The 22763-nt window shown below is 44.7% G+C and carries 17 protein-coding genes; 16 read left to right on the forward strand and 1 reads right to left on the reverse strand.

Annotated elements, in window-relative coordinates; all coding sequences use genetic code 11:
- The first annotated feature begins 99 nt into the window (after positions 1 to 99).
- The 11 genes from HMAT_RS02245 to HMAT_RS02295 all read left to right on the forward strand — a co-directional run bounded on the left by HMAT_RS02245 (position 100) and on the right by HMAT_RS02295 (position 15229).
- Positions 100 to 693 (forward strand): RNA polymerase sigma factor, encoded by a 594-nt coding sequence (locus HMAT_RS02245; protein ID WP_104381180.1) that lies wholly within the window; start codon positions 100 to 102, stop codon positions 691 to 693.
- Positions 694 to 781: 88 nt separating this feature from the next.
- Positions 782 to 1864: a FecR family protein gene (locus tag HMAT_RS02250; protein ID WP_104381181.1), complete on the forward strand. Its 1083-nt coding sequence runs from the start codon at positions 782 to 784 to the stop codon at positions 1862 to 1864.
- Between the two features lie 66 nt (positions 1865 to 1930).
- Positions 1931 to 4972: a TonB-dependent receptor gene (locus HMAT_RS02255; RefSeq protein WP_104381182.1), complete on the forward strand. Its 3042-nt coding sequence runs from the start codon at positions 1931 to 1933 to the stop codon at positions 4970 to 4972.
- An 11-nt stretch (positions 4973 to 4983) separates the two neighbouring features.
- A complete protein-coding gene (locus HMAT_RS02260; RefSeq protein ID WP_104381183.1) occupies positions 4984 to 6675 on the forward strand; it encodes a RagB/SusD family nutrient uptake outer membrane protein in 1692 nt (563 codons plus the stop codon).
- Positions 6676 to 6683: 8 nt separating this feature from the next.
- Entirely contained in the window at positions 6684 to 8687 is a 2004-nt protein-coding gene (locus tag HMAT_RS02265; RefSeq protein ID WP_233789087.1) for an FAD-dependent oxidoreductase, read from the forward strand.
- Positions 8688 to 8693: 6 nt separating this feature from the next.
- Positions 8694 to 10343 carry an FAD-dependent oxidoreductase gene (locus tag HMAT_RS02270; RefSeq protein WP_104381185.1) on the forward strand — a complete coding sequence of 550 codons (1650 nt, stop codon included), beginning with the start codon at positions 8694 to 8696 and terminating at the stop codon, positions 10341 to 10343.
- Positions 10344 to 10375: 32 nt separating this feature from the next.
- Positions 10376 to 12214 carry a carbon starvation protein A gene (locus HMAT_RS02275; protein WP_199768524.1) on the forward strand — a complete coding sequence of 613 codons (1839 nt, stop codon included), beginning with the start codon at positions 10376 to 10378 and terminating at the stop codon, positions 12212 to 12214.
- Between the two features lie 182 nt (positions 12215 to 12396).
- Positions 12397 to 13077 (forward strand): 2'-5' RNA ligase family protein, encoded by a 681-nt coding sequence (locus HMAT_RS02280; RefSeq protein ID WP_104381186.1) that lies wholly within the window; start codon positions 12397 to 12399, stop codon positions 13075 to 13077.
- A 424-nt stretch (positions 13078 to 13501) separates the two neighbouring features.
- Positions 13502 to 14008, forward strand: a complete 507-nt coding sequence (locus HMAT_RS02285; protein WP_233789088.1) for a hypothetical protein — start codon at positions 13502 to 13504, stop codon at positions 14006 to 14008.
- A gap of 212 nt (positions 14009 to 14220) precedes the next feature.
- On the forward strand, positions 14221 to 14808 hold the full coding sequence (locus HMAT_RS02290) for a Crp/Fnr family transcriptional regulator (protein WP_104381188.1): 588 nt from the start codon (positions 14221 to 14223) through the stop codon (positions 14806 to 14808).
- A 58-nt stretch (positions 14809 to 14866) separates the two neighbouring features.
- Positions 14867 to 15229, forward strand: coding sequence for a DUF4406 domain-containing protein (locus HMAT_RS02295; protein WP_104381189.1), 363 nt, complete (start codon positions 14867 to 14869; stop codon positions 15227 to 15229).
- A 190-nt stretch (positions 15230 to 15419) separates the two neighbouring features.
- Here HMAT_RS02295 and HMAT_RS02300 read toward each other — a convergent pair whose 3' ends face one another.
- Positions 15420 to 16208: a PhzF family phenazine biosynthesis protein gene (locus HMAT_RS02300; protein WP_104381190.1), complete on the reverse strand. Its 789-nt coding sequence runs from the start codon at positions 16206 to 16208 to the stop codon at positions 15420 to 15422.
- A gap of 351 nt (positions 16209 to 16559) precedes the next feature.
- Here HMAT_RS02300 and dinB point away from each other — a divergent pair, with 351 nt between their 5' ends.
- From dinB to HMAT_RS02320, 5 genes are all read left to right on the forward strand, one after another.
- Positions 16560 to 17741 carry a DNA polymerase IV gene (dinB, locus tag HMAT_RS02305; RefSeq protein WP_104381191.1) on the forward strand — a complete coding sequence of 394 codons (1182 nt, stop codon included), beginning with the start codon at positions 16560 to 16562 and terminating at the stop codon, positions 17739 to 17741.
- Positions 17722 to 19650: a PHP domain-containing protein gene (locus tag HMAT_RS02310; RefSeq protein ID WP_233789089.1), complete on the forward strand. Its 1929-nt coding sequence runs from the start codon at positions 17722 to 17724 to the stop codon at positions 19648 to 19650. The genes dinB and HMAT_RS02310 overlap by 20 nt, the downstream gene beginning before the upstream one ends.
- A 174-nt stretch (positions 19651 to 19824) precedes the next feature.
- Complete coding sequence (locus HMAT_RS27335) at positions 19825 to 20658, forward strand: hypothetical protein (protein WP_233789090.1); 834 nt, start codon at positions 19825 to 19827, stop codon at positions 20656 to 20658.
- A gap of 73 nt (positions 20659 to 20731) precedes the next feature.
- Complete coding sequence (locus HMAT_RS02315) at positions 20732 to 21151, forward strand: alpha-ketoglutarate-dependent dioxygenase AlkB (RefSeq protein ID WP_199768525.1); 420 nt, start codon at positions 20732 to 20734, stop codon at positions 21149 to 21151.
- Between the two features lie 331 nt (positions 21152 to 21482).
- On the forward strand, positions 21483 to 22697 hold the full coding sequence (locus HMAT_RS02320; protein ID WP_104381192.1) for a DUF3472 domain-containing protein: 1215 nt from the start codon (positions 21483 to 21485) through the stop codon (positions 22695 to 22697).
- Positions 22698 to 22763 lie beyond the last annotated feature (66 nt).

A 22763-nucleotide genomic window follows, 5' to 3' on the forward strand; every position in this document is an offset into this window, starting at 1 on the left:
GGAAATATAAAATTTTATTTAGCCTACCAATGATTTTGATTTAGTAATTTTATCTTTATATTAAATTCGTCGTTCGTACCAATTATATGAATTTACCACATGAAATCTCCTAAAGAAGCTGTTACACTGGAAAAACTTAAAAATGGAGACCTTAATTCATTTAATGAAATTTATTTCCAATATTCCCCCAAGATCTATATCAGATTGATCAGACTGGTCAAAGATCAAAATATTGCTGAAGAGATCCTGCAGGACGTATTTACCAAAATATGGCTTCATCGCGAAAAGATTGATCCCGGCCGGGGATTTGTCTCCTTTCTCAACCATATTTCGGATAATTTAGCCATGGATTTCTTTCGAAAAGTGCAAAGAGACAAGGCGCTTCAATTGGAAATATGGGCTTCAGCGATAGAATTGTATTATCATACCGAAGAAAAGCTGTTTTTCAAAGATAAACAGCAGATGCTGACCAAAGCAATTGATTCCCTGAGCCCCAAACGGAAGGAGATTCTGATGCTTAACAAATTTGAGGATAAAAGTTATAAAGAAATAGCCGAATTGATGGGCATTTCAGTCTCTACGGTAAGTAATCAATTAGTGAGTGCACTAAAAGATATCAAAGAGTATATTCAAAAAAACTACCGCGATGAGTATATAATCAGTCTTTTTGCGGCTTTTTTATTTACCCTATAAAAAAAATAAAAAAGCAATAGTGTGATTCTCTCTGACAAACGTATAGAGAAACAAATACAGCACTGTATTGAACTAATTATAGAAAATTTTGAAAGAGCAGTCCTTTAAAGATCAATTGTTGGCGTATATCCACAACCGCCTGGATGTGCAGTATTATGAGTCGTTCTTTGACGAATTGGCTGAGATGGATACTGCAATTCTGCAGTTGTGGATCGCTGAGATGCTGGATCAGGATGAAGGACAAACCTTAGAGCAGATTCCTCTACCAGATTTAAATAGTGTTCATCAGAAGGTGCTCGATCATATCTATGCCGTAGATCCTCCCAAGCCAGCGCTGATCCGGAGAATAAGCCTGTGGACCTGGGCTTCCTGTGCCGCCGTGCTGCTCTGCATATTGTCGGTTCTTTTTTTGAAAAATTTCTCGACCCCAGCAAAAGAGCAGATCACCTGGTATGAAAATAAAAAAGCTTATACGATCTACGCGCAGCTCCCCGATAGCAGCACGGTTATCCTTTATCCACATGCAAAAATCGGATTCGAATATAATGACCAGGGCCAACGTGATGTACAACAGGTACAAGGGCGTGTTGTTTATAAAGTACACAAAAACAAAAACGCACCTTTTCAAGTCAATTACAAAGGATATTTGACTACAGCCTTGGGTACAATATTCAGCGTAGACCCTAGGGATACCGATCATGTATTGATAAAATTAATGGAAGGAAAAATATCTGTCGGACCAGTTGCCGGGGATAGCCGAAGCTTAATATACCTCAAGCCAAAAGAAGAAGTATTGGTCAACTTAAATCTAGAGCAGATGATTAAGTTTTCTGAGCCCGAATTGATAAAATCTCAGCCAGCGCGCGCGGACAAGGAGTTAAGGAAGCTCATTCCACATCTAACTGCTAATGTAGAGTGGAGCAATCAGTCCGTCAAATTCAACCAAACCAAAAACGTTCAGCTGTTAAGGGTAATCGAAAGCCTTTATGATGTTTCGATTATATGCGATAGCCCTGACTTACTCAATAGTTCATTTACGGGAAGCTTAAATAGTAAGGAATCGCTGACCAATTTCCTGACCAGTTTCTGCCAATTGAATGGATGTACATTCCGAGTGGATAATGGCATTGTCAACATCAGTAATTCGGGAAGAAAGGAGGACGTACAGTAGGATAGAATCAACCCAACGCGGAAAATAAACCAATATATAAATCAGAATAACCAATTGTAAACAATTATGAAGCATATTCTAATCAAATTAATGCTCGTGGGATTGCTATTTCCATACTTTTCGGTAGGATTTGCACAATCTAACCTGAAAGTAAATGGTAAAATAGTAGACAGCGAAGGTAATACATTGCCCGGCGCTACTATTGATCTTATCCATGAAAAGACCAGCAAAAAACATCATTTTGTGGCTGACAACAACGGTTTGTTTGTTTTGGCCCCGCTAGTTGCTGGCGAGAATTACACCATCTATGCCCACCATCTTGGCTATGACACCGATTCGGTTCAACACTTTGTGGCAACGGCGACCAGCAAAAATACGGTACTCATCCGTTTGAAATCAAACAGCGGTATGATGGACGAAGTTGTTGTCGTCGGCTACGGGACACAGAAAAAAGTAAATCTGACGGGGGCAGTATCTGCCGTGTCGGGTGATGATCTGAACAACAGGCCCGCTGGGCAAACCTCTTCAGCCCTTCAGGGCATGGCCTCGGGAGTGACTGTCACACAGCGTTCCGGTAAGCCAGGGGCGGACGGTGCCGACATTCGTATTCGCGGTATCGGTACACTTGGCAATGCCGCTCCGTTGGTGCTCATAGATGGAATCGAAGGCTCTATCAATAATATCGATCCCAATTTGATCGAGAATATTTCGATATTGAAGGATGCGGCATCCTCGTCGATCTATGGTTCTCGGGCAGCCAATGGTGTTATCTTGGTCACGACCAAAAGAGGGAGTTCCGATAAAGTCGCGATAGCGTACAATAATTATTTTGGCTGGCAGTCGGCAACCAATATGCCCAAGATTGTCAATGCCTTGGATCATATGCTCCTGACAAATGAAGCCTATACCAATGTTGGAGCGAGCCCGTTGTATCCAGAAGATATCATTGCGGCATATCGTGACCAAGGCAATGGCAGTTCGGATGAGTATCCCAATACCGATTGGCAAAAGGAATCATTGCAGGGAAATGGGTTCCAGCAAAGCCATTTCCTAACGGTGAATGCCGGAACAAACAAAGTGAAAATGCTGACTTCTGTTGGTTATTTCGACCAAAAAGGTTTGACACTGAATAGCTCGTTTAAACGCTATACCATACGTAACAACGTGGATGTTAAGTTTTCAGATCAACTGGCCGTCAAATTTGATTTCCAATACGTCAATCCGATCGTGACCTCTCCATCGGCCAGCATCGAAGAGCTTTTCCAGTGGATGAGCAGCATTCCGGCCAATCAATCTTTTAGAAATTCCAACGGCACATGGGGATTAGGCTGGAATGGAAATAATCCCGTTTCGGCAGCTGCCGATGGCGGTGTTGCGACCAACAAAAGTCCATTTGGCAGTATCAACGCTTCATTGATCTATAAACCCAAGGAATGGTTGACTGCTGAGGTCAATTATGCGCCCAAATATGCGACTCAGGTCAATAAGAATTTCAGAAAAGCAGTGCAGTCGTATTTCCCCGACGGAACGCCGAGCTTTTCAGTTCCGGTTCGCACGGCACTTACACAATACAATAGCCAGGAACTTTTTAATAATATGCGAGCTACCTTGACGCTCAACAAGGATTTTGGCCCGCATCAGTTAAAAGCATTGGTTGGTGGTTCGCGGGAAGATTATAAGATTGATTATACCCAGGGATTTAGAGACACCTATGTGCTCCCGGACTATGAAGTGCTTAATGCAGGGTCTGCTCTCAATCAATCTGCTACTGGAAGTGCTTCCGAGTGGGCATTACAATCCTTATTCTCCCGTATCAATTACGTATTCAAAGATCGTTATCTATTGGAACTCAATGCACGCTATGATGGTTCCTCTAGGTTTGCCAAAGGCAACCGATACGGATTTTTCCCTTCGGCCTCAGCCGGATGGCGGTTTTCCGAGGAGGGATTCCTCGCCGCATCCAAAGGCTGGCTTACAGAAGGGAAAATTAGGGCCTCCTGGGGAAAATTGGGAAATCAGAATATTGGGACCTATCCAGCAGTAGCATCCTTGAATCTCGGTTCATACACCCTCGGCAACGGTATAGTCAATACAGCAGCACTCAATGATATGTCCAATCCCGACATTACCTGGGAGTCAACCGAGGAAAAAAATATCGGTATTGATCTCACCTTATTTAAACACTGGACCATTACGGCCGATCTATACAACCGGAAAACCAGTGACATATTACTCCAGCTGGATATCCCACTGATTATAGGGTTGAACAAACCTTATCAAAATGCGGGCCTTGTCGAAAATAAAGGCTGGGAGCTTTCCATGGGCTATCGGAGTGATCCCGGCAAAGCCTTTAAATATAATTTTACGTTTAACCTCTCCGATGTCAAAAACAAGGTGTTGGATATGCGGGGAATCAATCAGACCGGTCTGACCGTCAATCGTGAAGGCCATCCCATTAATTCGATCTTTGGCTATGTTTCGGAGGGATTTTTCCAGACTGCCGATGAAGTGAAAGCACATGCCACACAGTTTGGCACCTTGGCTCCTGGTGACCTCAAATACAGCGATCAGAATGGGGATGGTGTAGTTAATGAGTCCGATAAGGTCATTATCGGGAGTACGATTCCACGATATACCTATTCGCTCAACTCCAACTTCAGTTTCAAAGGATTCGACCTCAGTTTTCTGTTGCAGGGTGTGGGGAAAGCCGATGGCTACCTCTATGGTGCCGGTATCCAGCCTTTTACAACAACAGGCGCAATTGGCGGGACGATCCGTGAGGACAATAAAGACCGGTGGACCCCTGACAATACCACGGCCAAATATCCGCGCCTGGCTTTCGGGCAGAATAACAACCAGCAGTCCTCCCAGTTTTGGATGAAGAATGCCGCCTATCTTCGATTGAAGAATTTGCAGCTCGGCTATACGTTCCAGGCAGACCTGCTAAAGTCCATTGGACTGAATAGGCTCCGGGTATTTGTCAACGGCTCAAACCTATTCAGCGTAGACAAGTTTTGGGACGGTTATGACGTCGAAGCACCAGTGGGCTATGGCAATTTTTACCCACAGGTAAAAGTGTATTCTTTTGGATTGGATATTACATTATAAAATTAGCATTTATGAAAACTCTCAATAAGCTCGCGCTATATATTGCATCTATTGCTATGCTCTTTTTGATGGGGGCCTGCGAAAAATACCTGGACAGGTCCCCGCTGGATGGCCCATCAGACGAAAATTATTTCAAAAATCAAGATGAATTGACTTTAGTTGTCAACGGTCTTTACAGTGCCTTGGCATTTCACCCTACGGACGATATGCCCATCAACCTGACGCTTGATGATGTCACAGATATCGGTTGGGACCGTAATACCTCTGATCTACAGGCTGTGGGAAGAGGGGATCACGATAGCAACAATGGTTACATCCGGAATATCTGGACCAACTCCTATAAGGTCATTGGCAAATGTAATTTCATTTTGGACAATATCCAGAAGTTGGATGGCAAGATGGATGGCAGCTTGCAGCAGCGCTATAAAGCGGAGACACAGTTTATCCGGGCCTATGTCTATCAATATCTCATTGATTACTTTGGCGGAGTGCCTTTAGTAACGAGTGGCTTAAGCCTTGCGGATGCGAATGTTCCGAAAACATCCAAGGCTGAAATTGCAGACTTTATCCTCAAAGAGCTTGCTGAAGCGGCAGCTGTCTTGCCGCTGAGCTATGGTTCAGCAGATGTTGGGCGCGCTACCAAAGGAGCGGCTTTGGCCATACGGGCCCGGGCAGCACTCAATAATGGGCTTTGGAAAGAAGCCGCGCGTTCTGCCAAAGAAATCATGGACCTCAACGTATATGCCTTACACCCCGACTTCGGCCAATTGTTTACCTACGATGGCGAAGCATCTAAGGAGATTATTTTTGCCTTTCAATATTTACGCTTACAAAAAACCAAGACACACAGTACCACACGTGGATTTTTGTCACGCAATGCACAGGGCACTTCCAATAAAATCCCCTCCCAATCCATTGTTGATAGCTACTTCTGTACTGACGGTTCTGCCATTGACAAATCCGCCAAATTTGATCCTAAAAAACCATTTGCCAATCGGGATCCACGCCTGGGGTATACCATCGCACTTCCCGGTACCACATTTTTTGGTTTTCAGTTTGAGACCCATAAGGATAGTATCATCTGCTGGAATTATGGCTACAATACGTCCACGGCAGTTCGCATCCAAAATCAGGATGCCATCAATGCCTATGCGACCTTTTCTGGCTATTGCTGGAAAAAATATGTTGATATCAAGGACAAAGACTTCACCATGGAATCTGAACTAAATATTATCCAGAGCCGATATGCTGAGGTATTGTTGATCTATGCCGAGGCGATGATCGAGAGCAATAAAGCCGACCAAACGGTATATGATGCGATCAATAGTATTCGGCAACGCCCCAGCGTCGATATGCCAGCAATCCCCAGCGGTAAAACGCAGGCTGAGCTGCGCGAGATCGTACGAAAAGAAAGGCTTTATGAATTGGCCAATGAGGGTTTTCGGCTGGTCGATTTGAGACGTTGGAAACTGGCCGATAAATTTATGAACTCGACCCTCTATGGTCGTATTCCAAAAGGCCTACTCGTCAATGCGCCGACGATCGATGCAGATAGTTACGTGAATTATAAAAATGTCGCTAATCAGAAAGATATGCGTGTTATCGAGCTCCGTAAGTTCGATCCTAATAAGAATTATCTCTGGCCGATCCCGAATATTGAAATTGTAACCAATAAAAATCTGGAGCAAAATCCAGGCTATTAAATCCTAAGATGATGAGAAAAACACTTTTAATGACGATAGGGCTGTTGACCATGTTTTGGCAGCTCGTCAAGGGACAAACCGACAGACAGGTCGATATCTGTATTTATGGTGCTACCTCTGCCGGCGTAACGGCTGCCTATACCGCCTCACAGGCCGGTAAATCTGTCTTACTGATCGACGCGGGGACAAGGCTAGGCGGACTTAGTTCCGGCGGATTGGGGCAGACGGATATCGGGAATAAATATGTCGTGACAGGTTTGGCTCTAGATTTTTACCGTAAAATGGGCAAGCATTACGGTAGTTTTGAGCAATGGATCTTTGAACCCAAAATAGCCGAATCCATCTTCAAGACCTATCTGGCACATTCCCGGACGCAAACACTGTTGGGGCATCGCTTAACCGCCGTAAAGACAGACCCACGAGCGATCAAAAGCATAACCCTGCTTCCGAGTGAGCGCAGCGACGGCAAAAATATAACGGTCAAGGCCAAGGTATTTATGGACTGTAGCTATGAGGGCGACCTTATGGCCAAAGCAGGCGTATCCTACCATGTGGGCCGCGAGTCAAATAGCACCTACGGCGAGACGATCAATGGTGTGCAATTGCTGGATGGTCATCAGTTTCCGGATGGTGTAGATCCCTATAAAATAAAAGGGGATGCCAATAGCGGCATTTTATGGGGGATTAATACTGACCCCTTAAAAGAAAACGGAATGGGAGACAACAAAGTCCAAGCCTATAACTACCGGATTACATTGACCAACGTTCCTGAAAACAGGATAGCCATTACCCAGCCCGAGAATTATGACGCATCCAAATACGAACTTTTAAAGCGGCAAAAAGAAATCCAACCCTGGAAGAGCATCCAGGACGTATTTATCTGGAGCCTGATGCCCAATGGGAAGACCGACATCAATAACAGAAATGGATTTTCAACCGATATGATAGGCATGAACTGGCGCTATCCCGAGGCGGATTATTTCGAGCGGAAGGAGATTATCAAGGCCCATGAAGATTACACCAAGGGCCTGTTATATTTTGTCGCAAATGATCGTTCGGTGCCGGAGCCGATCCGAAACGAATTCAAAAAATGGGGTTACCCCAAGGATGAATATCCTGACAATGGGCATTGGTCACCACAATTATATATTCGCGAAGCCAGGAGGATGATTGGCGATGTCGTCATGACCCAAAACCATTGTCAAGGTAGAGAAGTCGTGTCTGATGGAGTAGGCTATGCTGCGTATACCATGGATTCGCACAATTGTGACCGAGTGATTGTCAATGGCATGGTCAAAAATGAAGGTAACGTTGAGGTTGGCGGATTTTCTCCCTTTCCGATTTCCTACAGGGCTATCGTCCCCAAAAAAGAAGAAATCAATAATCTTTTGGTCCCGGTATGCCTGTCAGCAAGCCACATTGCCTTTGGTTCCATTCGCATGGAGCCCGTATTTATGGTGCTGGGACAGTCCGCTGCTTTGGCAGCCTGCGAAGCGATCGACAACAAAATTGCCGTTCAGGATGTTGATATAAAACGCGTACAAAAAACATTGCGTGACAATCCGAAGGCGGATGGCCGTAAGGCCGATTATATCATTCATGTCGATGATGAAGATCAGGTTATGTTGAAAGGAACTTGGCGTAAATCCGCAAAAAAAGGTTATGGTATGAGTTACCAGGAAGCCGACAGCGCTCCAGGGGTCCTGGCCCGTTTTACTCCCGGCAAAGATTTTGCTGGTGGGAAATATATGCTCTACAGCTATTTTCCTAAAACCGCCGAAAGCACGACGACCGGGACATTCATTATCCATACAGGAAAGACAAAGATCGAAAAAAGGATAAATTTTAAGGAAGTTAATATTCTGGGACAGACCACAAGTACCTGGGTAGCGCTTGGCGAATATGCATTTGAAAAGGGGAGCAGCAAAGCCTATGTCGAGATCAGCTCGGATGACGCCGGCTTATTGGCCGCAAATGCCATCTTGTGGGTTCCCGTTTCAGATCAAAATTAAGTACATATGCAAAAGATAAAAATAGGGTTAAAATTGGTGCTTGTCTTGGCTTTTCTGCAGGTTGAGGCACAGCATTCGGCCAAGGAGGTCGATGTCGTGGTTTACGGCGGTACGCCGGCCGCCATCACCGCTGCATTGCAGGTGAAGCAGTCCGGCAGATCGGTTATCGTCTTATCACCAGATCAGCATTTAGGCGGACTGAGTTCGGGCGGACTTGGTTTTACTGATACCGGCGACAAAACAGTTATTGGCGGCCTGGCCAAAAAATTCTACCAGGATGTGTATGATCATTACGCCAAGGAATCGAGCTGGAATTGGCAATCCCGGACCTCTTTTGGCAATCGGGGGCAGGGCACCGTTGCGATGGACAGTGCGCATCGGACGATGTGGATTTTTGAACCCCATGTAGCTGAGCATATTTTTGATTCTTGGGTGCAGGATCATCAGATTGATGTCGTTCGTGGCGCCTATTTAGATCGGCAGGAAAGTGCCATCACGAAAGAAGGCACAGCGATCAAGTCCATCAAAACGGTAGACGGAACCATCTACGAGGCGAAGATATTTATTGATGCCACTTATGAAGGCGATCTGATGGCGCTGGCCAAGGTAAGTTATACGATCGGGCGGGAGGCCAACCAGACCTATGGGGAGCAGTGGAATGGCGTTCAGACCGGAGTATTTCAGCACCGGCACCACTTTATTGCGGAGATCAGTCCATATACGCAGGAGGGAGACCCTAGCAGCGGTCTGGTATTTGGTGTTTCGGAGCAAGATCCCGGACAATACGGGGCAGCAGATCAGAAACTGCAGGCCTATTGTTTCCGTATGTGCCTAACTAACGATGGCCGCAATAGAAGGTCCTTCACCAAGCCCGTGGGGTACGATCCGCAGCACTACGTCTTGCTGCAGCGTTTATTCCGTGCAGGCTGGGACGAAGCCTTTCAAAAATTTGATCTGGTGCCCAACCATAAGACCGATGCCAACAACCACGGTCCGTTCAGTACCGATTTTATCGGGATGAACTACCGCTATCCCGAGGCGAGTTATGCCGAACGCCGATCCATTATCGAAGCCCATCGTCGGTATCAGCAGGGCCTATACTATTTTATGACCAATGATCCTTCGGTTCCAACTGCAATCAGGACAAAGATGGCCGAATGGGGGCTGGCAAAAGATGAATTTAAAGATAATGACAATTGGCCTTCGCAATTATATATACGAGAAGCTCGGCGGATGCTGGGACAATATGTGACCACCGAACACAATATCCTGGGTAAGCGCACAGTAGAAGATCCGATTGGCATGGGCTCCTATACCTTGGATTCGCACAATGTCCAACGCTATGTGACCAAAGAAGGATTTGTCCAGAATGAGGGGGATATTGGTGTCCACGTACCAGCACCTTACGCCATTTCCTATGGGTCTATTATCCCAAAAAGCAATGAATGCAGCAATTTACTCGTTCCGGTCTGCCTCTCCAGTTCGCATATTGCCTTTGGTTCGATCCGTATGGAGCCCGTATTTATGGTGTTGGGGCAGAGTGCAGGTGCTGCAGCGATATTAGCACTTGATCGTGACAAAGTTGTGCAGCATGTCGACTACGGCTTGCTAAAAAAACAACTGCTGGATTCGGGGCAAGTATTGGAACAAAAATAATATATTGCAATAGAATTATACCTGGATATAGGATGGATTTAGATCATATGAACGCCCTTACGCTGGTTTTTGCGTCAATTTTAATCTTTGCGATCGCCTACCGTTTTTACGGGGTCTTTATGGCGCAGAAAGTGCTCCGGCTCAACGATGCCATCATGACCCCAGCGGTCGAGTTTGCCGATGGTCATGATTATGTCAAGACAGATCGCAAGGTGTTATTTGGACATCATTTTGCAGCCATAGCAGCTGCCGGGCCATTGGTCGGTCCGGTGCTGGCGGCCCAGTTTGGTTACCTTCCGGGCGCACTCTGGATTTTGATCGGTTGTGTCCTGGGTGGAGGTGTGCACGATATGGTTGTATTATTTGCTTCCGTTAGGCACAAAGGACAGAGCCTGGCAACCATTGCTTCCAAGGAGATCGGTCCCGTTGTCGGCGGTATAGCCGGTATAGCTGTTCTGTTTATTCTGATCCTGACCTTGGCCGGCCTTTCCCTTGCCTGTATCAGTGCCATGCACGAGGCACCCTGGTCCTTATTTACGATTATTCTGACCATGCCGATTGCCATATTTATGGGGCTCTTGATGCGGTATAAATCCGGGTCAGTCAGCTTGGCCAGCGTTTTGGGTGGTATTTTATTGATCGTGGGGATTATTGCGGGGCATCGATTGATGGCGGTTCCGGTCATTCACAACCTTTTCGATTGGGATGTCAAGACCATTTCGATCGCGATAGCTGTCTACGGATTTTTGGCTTCGGTGCTGCCCATCTGGCTACTTCTTGTTCCCCGGGATTACCTTTCCACCTATCTCAAGATCGGTACGATCCTGATGTTGGCCGTGGGCATTGTCTTTGTGCATCCGACGATACAGATGCCCGCCCTGACCAATTTTATTCATGGCGGCGGTCCCGTTATTGGCGGTCCTGTGCTGCCCTTTATTTTTATCGTGATCGCTTGTGGCGCAATTTCGGGTTTCCATGCGATTATTGCCACGGGCACGACGCCCAAGATGCTGGGCACCGAAAGGGAGATCCTTTTTGTGGGCTACGGAGCGATGCTGGTAGAGGGATTTGTTGCCCTAATGGCTTTGATTGCTGCATGTACTTTATTACCTGGTGACTATTTTGCAATTAATACGCCAGTCAGTGACTACGCCCATTTTCTGGCGCAGCATCCCGAATTAAAAGCCGTAGATCTGCAGCATTTTTCAGATCGTATAGGAGTAGACCTCCATGGGCGTACGGGCGGAGCTGTTTCTCTGGCTGTGGGGATGGCCCATATCTTTGATAAGGTGCCCTTTATGGACGACGTGATGGCTTACTGGTACAATTTCGCTATTATGTTTGAAGCCGTGTTTATCCTCACGGCTATCGATGCCGGGACAAGGGTCGGAAGATTCTTTTTGCAGGAAATGCTGGGGACTGTCATTCCGGCTTTTAAAGACAAAGATTGGAAACCGGGCGTTTGGCTATGCAGTGCACTTTTCACTTTCTCCTGGGGCTATCTCGTTTTTACAGGCAATGTAAGCAGTATTTGGCCTTTGTTTGGCATTAGCAACCAGCTCTTGGCAGCCTGTGGGCTTATTGTCTGCACTACGATGCTTATTCGGATGAATAGGAAAAAATATGCCTTATTTACAGCCATACCGGGCATATTTATGGCCGGTATTACCTTTTGGGCCGGTTATCTGCAAGTGGTGGATATTTATTTGCCCAAGGGGCAGTTGCTGTTAGCTTCACTGGCGATATTGGCCATGCTATTGATGCTGCTTGTCTTTATAGGCACGTTCCGCAAGTGGTATCAATTGTTTAAAACGGAGACTAAATTTATTGATCAAAATGGCGAATCTGTGAAGGTGCTGGTGGATCGTTAAGAGATATTCAATGCGATCATTAAAGGCAAGTGTGGGGTTCAAGTCTCTTTATCCTTGAAAGTTGATAAAGCATTAAAAAATCTTGCTTTTCTATCTTAAGAAATCATCTTTTCTAAAAAGAATGAGCTAAATTTACGGGAATATACAACGGGGCAAAGAAACCGTTTTTGGGTAAAAAGTTTATGGAACTTACACAGCTTTATGCTAATCTGTTCAATCAGTCCATTGGACAGATTAGTAGTGGAGAGATCGAAATTGACCGACAGATAGATGATGAAAGAGACCGCCGTCGTGGTCTTACCTTATTGATACGACCGGATGATGAGATTAAAGCCGGTGTTCGGGCTTTTCAGGAAGAATTGATGAAGATTGACGGCGCACAGTATTATCAGCCATCCTCCGATCTACATGTGACCGCACTGTCGATTATTTCATGTTATGAAGGTTTTGATCTAAGTGAGATACAAATCCGCGATTACGAAGATATTATTTCACAAAGTCTAGACGATATTCCAGCTACCAGGCTGAAATTTAAAGGGGTAACCGCATCTCGGGAGGCCGTGCTGATACAGGGTTTTCCGATGGGCGATGGGCTAGGAATACTTCGTGATAGGCTGAGGAGTAATTTCCGCTCCTCCGATTTGCAGCAGAGCATAGATTCGAGGTATCGATTGGCTACTGCACATATGACCGCAGTACGCTTTCGGGAGGAACTGCGTTTTCCGGCCAAGTTTGGTCGTAAATTGCGAGATTATAGAGCGGCCGAGTTTGGTGAGATGAATATAAAATCGTTTGAATTGGTATATAACGATTGGTACCAGAAGAGCAATATCGTCAAAACGCTCCGTCGCTTTACTGTATAATCCTTGTCCTTTTTAATTGATCAAATTTATTCGAAATACTGATCAACAATTTTATCGCTCAACAAGTCAATGCGCCGTCACAAATTGAGTATCAAAGCTGAATTATATGATTTTGGAAAGCAATTCTCTTATGCACTATTCGTTGGAAAGGTGCAGGAGAGAGTGGGGCAACTAAAATAGTTGAGCTTTATTGCAAATAAATAGGTTGCTACAACGAATTATAAACGATGGCCCTCGAATATAAAATAGTGATTCGTTGTGTTGAGAAATACCTTAGCTTTAAGCTGAACTTAGTTTTTGACACCCAATTCAAAAAAACATGAATAGTTTTTTCATAAATAAACTACAATGTCGAAGTTTGATTATTATTGGTATTATGTTGTCGATCAACATAATCATACCAATTATTTTCTTTGTTGGGACGATGATTGAAACCGAATCTTATGGCAAAGCCGTGTTGGGTGAAGAACGCTATAATGCAAGGGTAAACGACAGTTATCTGTATGCGCTGATACTTTTTGGCTGTGTGATATTGATGGTCATTCCAGCTATCCTTTACATTAGAAAATACACGAATAATTATCGGCAGTTTATTGAAACACTAGCAGAAAAAGATATGGAAAAGCTAATAAAGGTCAACGATAAAGCTCCTTTCTATGAAAAATTCATGCCACCCTATATTGTAAAAGAAGATACGGTCATTTTTTTTAAACACCTGCAATATACCACCATCGCTTTTAAAGATATAAGAAGCATTCATGTTGCACAAACACATTACAAAGGTTACAGTGCAACCGTGAAAATTGAAACAGCAGAAAAAACACATTCTTTTCGCCTGAGCGGAAATATTTTTAAAGTAATAAATTTAGTAGACGAAGCGCTGCAGAGCAACCCCCAAATAATCGTAAATAAAAATTGGAATGTAGCTTAAAATAATCCCCTGTATACCTGTTTGTTAGATGTAATCAGGCTTTCTCCCACTTAATATCGCCACGCTCAATCGTTCCGATATATTTCTCGATAGGATCCTTAGTCAGTGGGTATCGTTGTCCAGATGATATCCAAATTTTTCTGAGAATGTGTCAAATCCAATCTTTCCTGTAATTTTACAGATGAAACAAATGAGTTAGCAGATTAAATCGTATGGATCATCAATCTATCATAGAAAATATTAATAAACATATAGTTCTCAGCGAGCACGAATTGTTGATTTTTCAGTCTCGATTGAAGAAAAAAAAGATAGACCGAAAGAGCTGTCTCCTGACTCAGGGACAGTTATGTGAATACATCTATTTTGTTGAATCGGGTGCCTTACGTGCATTCTATCTTGATGAATCCGGTAAAGAATCAACCATTATGTTTGCTGTCAAAGATTGGTGGGTAACCGATATGTACTTTTTTATTAATCAAAAACCAGCTATGTTAACCATTGAAGCAATTGAAGACAGTTTGGTTTATCAATTAAAAAAAAGTGATCTGGATGACTTATACGTAGCGGTACCTCAATTTGAAAAGCTCTTTAGAATTTTGATGCAGAATGCATATATACGGGAACAATTACGTGTAATCGAAAACCTTTCACTGCCAGCAGAGCAACGCTATGATATTTTTATCAAAAAATATCCCAAGGTTGCGCTTAAAGTGAAACAGAAACAAATAGCTTCTTATTTAGGGATAACGGCTGAGTTTTTAAGTATGATTAAAAATAAAAAAGCAAAAGACTTAAAGTAGTTTATTTTTTTTGTCGCTAAAGGGTCGTTAATTCGCATTCATAAACTAATATAAAAAAATGCTTATACTAATTGCAGGACCTTACCGCGGCGGGACGAATGACGACCCACTATTGATAAAAAAGAATCTTGAAAAGCTTGAGGAGTTCGCTTTGGACATTTTCAATAAAGGTCACGTACCTTTAGTAGGCGAATGGATTGCCCTTCCATTGATTCAGCTGGCTGGCTCAGAGAAGATTGGCGATGAACAATGGGTGCGAATTCAGTATCCGGTCGCCCATCGGATCCTTGAAAAATGTGATGCTGTTCTTCGCCTTCAGGGTGAATCTAAAGGGGCAGATCAAGATGTAAAGCTAGCTAAAGAAAGAGGATTGAAAATCTACTATCACATCGATGAAATCCCCTGTGTAGAGCAGGCCTAAACAAATAGATGATCATAAAACAACAATTTTGTTCTAATGATGAACTGTCATAACTAAATTTTGCTGGTGGAAAAGAAAAATATAGGTGCCAATCGACACCACAACATCAGCCTCTTTTCTTTCAGTTTATTAAGCCTTTTTTGTATTCTTATTACAGGATTTTAAAGCTGTATTTCTAGAGCAAAGAATGTTATTCGATCCAAATGAGTCCCTGAGAATAGGTACGGGCTTTACCTGCAACAATCACTCTTTCTTTTTTATTTTCACAATAAAGTTGACCTTCTCTTTCAGACAGTTGACGGGAGAAAAGATTGTCGTTTCCTAGTCTTAAAGCCCAAAACGGAATAAGGGAACAATAAGCGGAACCAGTAACTGGATCTTCTAGTATGGTTGACTGCGGCGTAAAGTATCTTGACACAAAATCACTGTCAGTCCCTGGCGCCGTGACTACAACACCTCCGGGATCAAGGTTAATTAGGTCAAAAATTGATCTTTCAATTGTGATGTTTTTGATCTCCTCCTCAGATTCGTATACCAAAACATAATCTCTTGATTTAAAGACTTCTTTAGGTTGAATATTGAGTGACTTTTTAATAACATCCGGCAATGTCGATGGCTGGGGCATTCTTGATGGAAAATCCATATAATAAGCGCCGTCTTTTATATCAACTGTTAATTCTCCGACTTGCGTTTCAAAAACAATTCTGTTTTTTTGATAGTTCAAGTGCTTAACCAAACAATGAGCGGTCGCTAAGGTTGCATGCCCACATAAATCCATTTCAATTTCGGGCGTAAACCATCTTAAATGGATTGTATCACCATTGTCTATGAAAAAAGCCGTTTCTGCCACAGCATTTTCACGCGTAATTTTAAACAGTGTCTCATCGGGTAACCAATTTTTTAAAGGCACTACACAGGCTGGATTTCCTCGGAAAATTTCTTCGGTAAAAGAATCTATTTGATATAATTCTAACTTCATTATTGATGAATTTCGGTGGTTTACAAAGTTAATTCAATTCCTGAAAATTTCCTCCATCGTTGACAGAATTCAGTGAGTTAATCACAATACCATCGTACCCCTAAAAAATTGCGATAAACTACTGCAACTGCTGTTGCAGTAAGATTTATTTCTTAATAACCAGCGATGTCACTGGCTTTATGTTTTTTTTAATCCAATCCCAGTCTATAAATTATATTGCTGACTATGAATGTGATAGAAATTAAACCAAATCGTGCTCTTGATTATTTGCTAATAATATTAGTAATTTTGAATGCAGCAACTACCGAAAACGCGAGTCGTCGTTAACGACTGCATAGATAATTGAAAAACATGGAAAGGAGTATAGTACATTGTGATCTCGATACATTCTTTGTATCAGTCGAGCGTTTGCAGAATAGCAAGCTTATCGGCGTACCCGTGCTCATCGGAGGAAGTAGTGACCGCGGGGTAGTGGCGTCCTGTTCTTACGAAGCGCGTAAACTTGGCGTACATTCTGCGATGCCGATGCGGCTGGCTCTGCGCATGTGCCCCGAAGCTATTGTGGTGCGCGGTGATCACGATATGTACAGTCAGTATTCCAGTATCGTTACGCAGATCATCGAAGAGGAGACACCCCTAGTCGAAAAAGCGAGCATAGACGAACATTACCTCGATGTTTCTGGTATGGACCGCTTCTTCGGCTGCTGGAAATGGACACAGGAACTCCGCCAGCGGATTATCAAAGAAACTGGATTGCCCATCAGCTTTGGACTGTCCGTCAACAAGACTGTTTCCAAGATTGCTACCGGCACTGCCAAACCCTGCGGCGAAAAGCAGGTGCAAGGCGGTACTGAAAAAGGTTTCCTGGCGCCACTATCCATCCGCAAAATCCCCATGGTGGGTGAGAAGTCATTTACGCTGCTACGCAATATGGGTATTTCCAAGATCGGCACCTTACAGCAGATGGAGGTATTCACCATGCAGAAAGTGCTGGGCGAAAACGGGATCAACATCTGGCGCAAAGCCAATGGTCTGGATGATTCGCTGGTTGTACCTTTTCGCGAACAAAAGTCCATGTCCAAGGAGAATACCTTTCAGCAGGATACCATTGATATGGATGTGCTCCGTCGTACGCTGATCGGTATGGTCGATACACTGGCTTTCGATCTTCGCAAAGACCAGAAGCTGACAAGCTGCGTTACCCTCAAGATCCGCTATAGCAATTTCGATACCCATACCCAGCAGTTGCAGGTCGGCTATACCAACTCGGACCGAAAGCTAACCGACGTCGTGCTTTCTCTTTTTAAGAAGCTCTATAGCCGCAGAATGCTAATACGCCTTATCGGGATCAAGTTCTCGGGACTGATCTACGGCTCCTATCAGACCGACCTCTTTGACGATAGTGCCGAGGAGGTTGGTCTGATGCAGGCCATGGACAAAATCCGAAAACGCTATGGGACCGAATTTTTGATGAAAGGCATCTGCGCACCGCTACCGGAGAAAGGAGGGGAGCATGCTCTTAAATCTTCGTAGTTACTTTAGCCTGCGCTTTGGTACGCTGAGCCTGCAGGATCTTATCTCAGGCATGCTTGCTGGTGGCTATGATACCGCTGTGCTCACGGATATCAACAACAGTTCGGGATCGCTGGACTTTGTTAAGATGGGACGAGCGGCTGGGCTGAATCTACTCGCAGGTATGGAATTCCGCAATGGCGATCAGCTTTGCTACGTTGCCATTGCCAAAAACGAACGCGGCTTCCAGGAGATCAACGCCTACCGCACCAAACTCAATATGGAAAATCGCTCCACGCCTGAGCGTGCACCTGACTTTGAACAGGTCTTTGTGATCTATCCCTTTCGTCGGATCAATGCCTTTTCATTGCGGGATTTTGAATACATCGGCATCCGTCCCAGCGAGCGGACCCGTGCGCAACTGCTGGAGCGAAAGCTGCTCGACCGCTGTGTCATCCTGGCGCCGGTTAGTTTCCGTAAAGCAGATTATACCCTGCATCGGCAGCTTCGGGCGATTGACAATAACCTGCTGATCTCCCAATTGGAAAGGGAACAGCTTGCAGCCGAGGATGAAGTTTTTGTTCCTAAGGCCAAGCTGATAGGCCTCTTTTCCGAATTGCCACAAGTGCTGGCCAATACCAGCCGTATATTGGCACAGTGTTCCTTTGGTTTTGATTTTACCAGCGTCAAGAACAAAGCAACCTTTACCGGCAATCGGTACAATGATAAGCAGTTGCTGCACACCTACTGCATGGATGGCTTTGCCAGACGCTATGGCCGCAATGATCACATCGCCGGTGAACGTATCCAGCGCGAACTTGAGATTATTGAAAACCTGCGTTTCTCCAGTTATTTCCTCATTACTGATGATATCTGCCGCTATGCCCGTGGCCGCAATTTTCATTACGTAGGCCGAGGCTCAGGTGCTAATTCTGCCGTAGCTTATTGCTTGGGTATCACCGATGTAGACCCCATCGCCCTTAACCTTCCCTTTGAGCGTTTTCTGAACCCTAAGCGCAAGAGTCCGCCCGACTTTGATGTGGACTTCGCCTGGAATGAACGGGACGCTATGCATGCCTATATTTTTGACCGTTACCAGACAGGGCATACCGCCTTAATGGGCGCCATGAGTACCTTTCGGTCGCGCAGTATTCTGAGTGAGCTGGGCAAGGTATATGGTTTGCCCAAGGCCGAGATCGACCGCCTAGTACATGAACCGGAGCATATGCTCAATAAGAATGAGGTGACCAATACCATTTTGAGTGTGTACAACCGGATGGCCGATTTTCCCAATCAGCGAACCATCCACGCCAGTGGCGTGCTGATCTCCGAGGAACCGCTGACCTGTTATTCCGCCATGGACAATCCACCCAAAGGATTGCCGACCATGCAGTTTGATATGTATGTGGCTGAAGATATCGGTTTTGAAAAGTTCGACATCCTTTCCCAGCGCGGGATCGGGCATATCAAGGATTGCCGTACCCTTGTGCGGGAAAATTTAGGTGTTGTGATCGATACCGACAATCCCAAGCGTTTTTTTCAGGATGTCAATATTGCCGCACAGCTCAAATCTGCCAATACCATTGGCTGCTTCTATATCGAAAGCCCAGCGATGCGGCAACTTCTGACCAAGCTACGTTGCGATGACTACCTGACCCTGGTGGCTGCGTCTTCCATTATCCGGCCCGGTGTGGCGAGTTCAGGTATGATGGGCGAATACATCCGTCGGCATCATGACCCGGCGACGGCCGTCTATCCACATCCGGTGTTTAAGGAGCAGCTTGAAGAAACTTATGGCGTGATGGTTTATCAGGAGGATGTGATGAAGATCGCCAATGCCTATGGCGGACTCGATATGGCTGATGCCGATGTACTGCGGCGGATGATGTCGGGCAAATATCGCAGCAAAGACCATCTGATCGAAATTTAGGATAAGTTCTTTTCCAACTGTAGGGCCAAGGGCTATGACGAAAAGATCAGCCGCGAGATCTGGCGGCAGATGGAAAGCTTTGCCGGTTACTCCTTCAACAAGGCGCACTCCGCATCTTTTGCCGTGGAGAGCTATCAGAGCCTTTTCCTCAAGACCTACTATCCTTTGGAGTTTATGGTTGCGGTCCTCAACAATTATGGCGGGTTTTACAATCGCAAAGTCTATGTCAGTGAAGCGCGCATATCAGGAGCCAATATTTGTCTACCCTGTGTGAATCAGTCAGCCTTTAACTCCTCCATTCAGGGCAAGGACATTTATCTGGGCTTTGATTGCTTGCTCAATTTTGAGGGGAAACTGGCCCACCGCATTATTGCCGAGCGCGAGCGCGATGGCACTTATCAGAGTTTGCAAGACTTTGTGAAGCGTACACAGGCTGGGCTTGAGCAAGTGATTATTCTGATCCGTATCGGCGCGCTACGGTTTACCGGTGTAGGCAAGAAGCAACTGCTCTGGGAGGCCCATCTGATGATGAGCAGGCACAAGCCGGCTGTAGCCGGTATGGCGCTCTTTGAGACCGAGAGCCGCAAACCGATTCTTCCACCGCTGGAGGAGGATATATTGGAGGACTATTACGATGAAATGGAGTTGATCGGTTTTTGTGTGACCGGCACCTTATTTGACCTGGCCAAAAGCGATTACCGGGGCGATATGCCGGCTAGGGAACTCCATCTGCATGAAGGAAACATAGTCCGGGTGGTAGGGGATTTTGTCTGTGAGAAATTTGTGAAGACTAAGCGTGGCGACCTGATGAAATTTGGTACCTTTCTAGATGCTGAGGGGCGTTTCTTTGATACCGTGCACTTTCCGCAGACACTGACAAAGTATCCCTTACTTGGCACGGGTATCTACCTGATCGAGGGAAAGGTCTTTGTAGAGTATGGATGCCCTTCTATTGAAGTGATCCGCTGTGGAAAAATGCCCTTAAAGTCCGATCCGCGGAGTGAGTAGCACGCGCTTTTTAGATAATCATTTAGAAAAATGTATGACCGATCCGTGTTGACCCCCCGGTTGACGGCCTGGTATGGTGATGAGAATACAGACTATCAGTTGGCCGGAAGCGATAGTCACAAACCAATGGCTTGAGCCTTTAAAAGCGTTGAAGAATGCCATTGAACAGCAGTGTCATTGTACATTCAATTCCGTATTGCTCAATCTATACCGGGACAACAACGATTCAGTAGCCTGGCACCGCGATCGAGAGAGCGCATTGGGCAACAGGCCTGTGATCGGATCTGTAAGTCTGGGGCAAGCACGCCATTTTGATTTTAGGAAAGTGGACGATCACAGTAAGAAGTATTCCTTGCTGCTAAATCATGGTTCATTATTGCTGATGAAAGGTAATCTGCAGGAAACTTGGGAGCATCGCATCGCAAAATCCACTCAAAAGATGAAAGCACGTATCAACCTGACATTTCGCCTTATCAGTGAAAGTGAGCTGTAACCATTTCAAAATTGCGAGGTAAAGTCGTTTTAAAATGTGGTTGTCCCTCCATTGAGTTGCTCCGTTGCGCCAAGATACCGTTAAAGTGCAATCCAAATCTATCACCCTGAGTAATTAAATTCTAAAATAGTTATTCGCGCTTAGCGCAAAGGAGGGAAGTGCGTTACAGCTGTCACAAAGGTGTAGAACATCGCTGTTACACACAAGATTACGCAATCGATTTCGTTTAAAGGAAATTTTCTAATTTCAAATTTTATAAATAATTTGTTGTAATGACGCTTTTTTAACAGTGGTCAAACTTGTTAACTGATTTTTACTAAAACTTGTAATTATGATGAAAACCACACTATGTGCTACCTTATTGACTGCTCTATTCAGCAATTCCTGCTCTGAAAGTGCCGTATCCGATTTGAAACTCAAAGAATACAGCACAGCTGTACAAAGCGACAAAGACTTGCCCAATTTGAGCCTGTCGGGAAGTAATGCTGCACCGTCGCAACACTTAGTTTATGTGTTTAAGAAAGACGCTGTCTTGAAGATGCATAAGATTAAAATTACCAATACTGCTAAGACCGAATACTTTTCCGTGCATAATTATCACGGGGGCTATGCTGGATTGCAAGATACGCCCGATCAGAATACCGCCACACCCTATACCTTGATCGCATCGTTATGGGATCTCAATACCAGTGCTGCTAACTATGCTTTTTATTCTTATAAAGCACCCACAACAGTGGCCAGTCGCTTTGGTGGAGAAGGAGATGGACAGAAAACTGTAAACCCTTACGGATGGGAATTAAACACCTGGTATAACCTGGTCCTACGATCCTGGAAGGAGAATGGAAAGATTTACATCGCTAACTTCATCCGTAATGAAGCGACAGGGAAGTGGTTTCATACTTCTACGATTGGACGACAAGCGGAATCCGGATTTTTGGAGGTTGGCAATGGCGCATTTCTTGAAAACTGGGTGGGAGACAATCCTTTGTGGGATGGTAGATTTCATCGCAAAGCATTCTTTAAAGATTGTTGGAACTTAGGTGTAGATAACGTTTGGGAGAAATCTACGAGTCGATATTTTTCAGCGAATGCCAATGACGCCGGTCGTAATGGTTATTTCGACCGTGCCTTTAATGCTGGATATGATGCGACACAAAATGCACATTTTATGGAGCATGGTGGTTCCGTAACACCAGATGCAGCCTTTGGAACAGGCCGTACGTTAGATTTGCCGGAGCAAGCTAATCAAGGAACTACGCCAATGCTAACGGCACTTAGCAGCAGCAATGAATCAGCAAAATACCAAAGTAATAAAGTCATTGTATCCTGGGCGGTTAGTGATACCGGTTCGCCACAGTTAAGCTATAAAATTGAACTACTCGATCCTAACGGGGCAGTACTTGCAAATAAAGAATTAATCAGACCGGAGAAACGCGCCGATACATTGAACAATACCCTAGCTGCGGGTAACTACAATGTGCGTCTGACCATTACCGATATTTTCAATACGCAATCCACTGCGAAGACAATCCGAGTGGCGAAATAGTCCAACTTACTCAAAGCAAAAAAAGCTGTAAATCTACGGCTTTTTTTATTCTATAATAGACGTCAG

It is taken from the genome of Sphingobacterium sp. HMA12 (assembly GCF_002933815.1).
Lineage (GTDB): Bacteria > Bacteroidota > Bacteroidia > Sphingobacteriales > Sphingobacteriaceae > Sphingobacterium.

Coding starts and splice junctions, on each gene's coding strand:
- HMAT_RS02245 (WP_104381180.1), top strand. CDS start 100: ATGAAATCTCCTAAAGAAGCTGTTACACTGGAAAAACTTAAAAATGGA.
- HMAT_RS02255 (WP_104381182.1), top strand. CDS start 1,931: ATGAAGCATATTCTAATCAAATTAATGCTCGTGGGATTGCTATTTCCA.
- HMAT_RS02260 (WP_104381183.1), top strand. CDS start 4,984: ATGAAAACTCTCAATAAGCTCGCGCTATATATTGCATCTATTGCTATG.
- HMAT_RS02265 (WP_233789087.1), top strand. CDS start 6,684: ATGATGAGAAAAACACTTTTAATGACGATAGGGCTGTTGACCATGTTT.
- HMAT_RS02270 (WP_104381185.1), top strand. CDS start 8,694: ATGCAAAAGATAAAAATAGGGTTAAAATTGGTGCTTGTCTTGGCTTTT.
- HMAT_RS02275 (WP_199768524.1), top strand. CDS start 10,376: ATGGATTTAGATCATATGAACGCCCTTACGCTGGTTTTTGCGTCAATT.
- HMAT_RS02280 (WP_104381186.1), top strand. CDS start 12,397: ATGGAACTTACACAGCTTTATGCTAATCTGTTCAATCAGTCCATTGGA.
- HMAT_RS02285 (WP_233789088.1), top strand. CDS start 13,502: ATGATTGAAACCGAATCTTATGGCAAAGCCGTGTTGGGTGAAGAACGC.
- HMAT_RS02290 (WP_104381188.1), top strand. CDS start 14,221: ATGGATCATCAATCTATCATAGAAAATATTAATAAACATATAGTTCTC.
- HMAT_RS02295 (WP_104381189.1), top strand. CDS start 14,867: ATGCTTATACTAATTGCAGGACCTTACCGCGGCGGGACGAATGACGAC.
- HMAT_RS02300 (WP_104381190.1), bottom strand. CDS start 16,208: ATGAAGTTAGAATTATATCAAATAGATTCTTTTACCGAAGAAATTTTC.
- dinB (WP_104381191.1), top strand. CDS start 16,560: ATGGAAAGGAGTATAGTACATTGTGATCTCGATACATTCTTTGTATCA.
- HMAT_RS02310 (WP_233789089.1), top strand. CDS start 17,722: ATGCTCTTAAATCTTCGTAGTTACTTTAGCCTGCGCTTTGGTACGCTG.
- HMAT_RS27335 (WP_233789090.1), top strand. CDS start 19,825: ATGGTTGCGGTCCTCAACAATTATGGCGGGTTTTACAATCGCAAAGTC.
- HMAT_RS02315 (WP_199768525.1), top strand. CDS start 20,732: ATGGTGATGAGAATACAGACTATCAGTTGGCCGGAAGCGATAGTCACA.
- HMAT_RS02320 (WP_104381192.1), top strand. CDS start 21,483: ATGATGAAAACCACACTATGTGCTACCTTATTGACTGCTCTATTCAGC.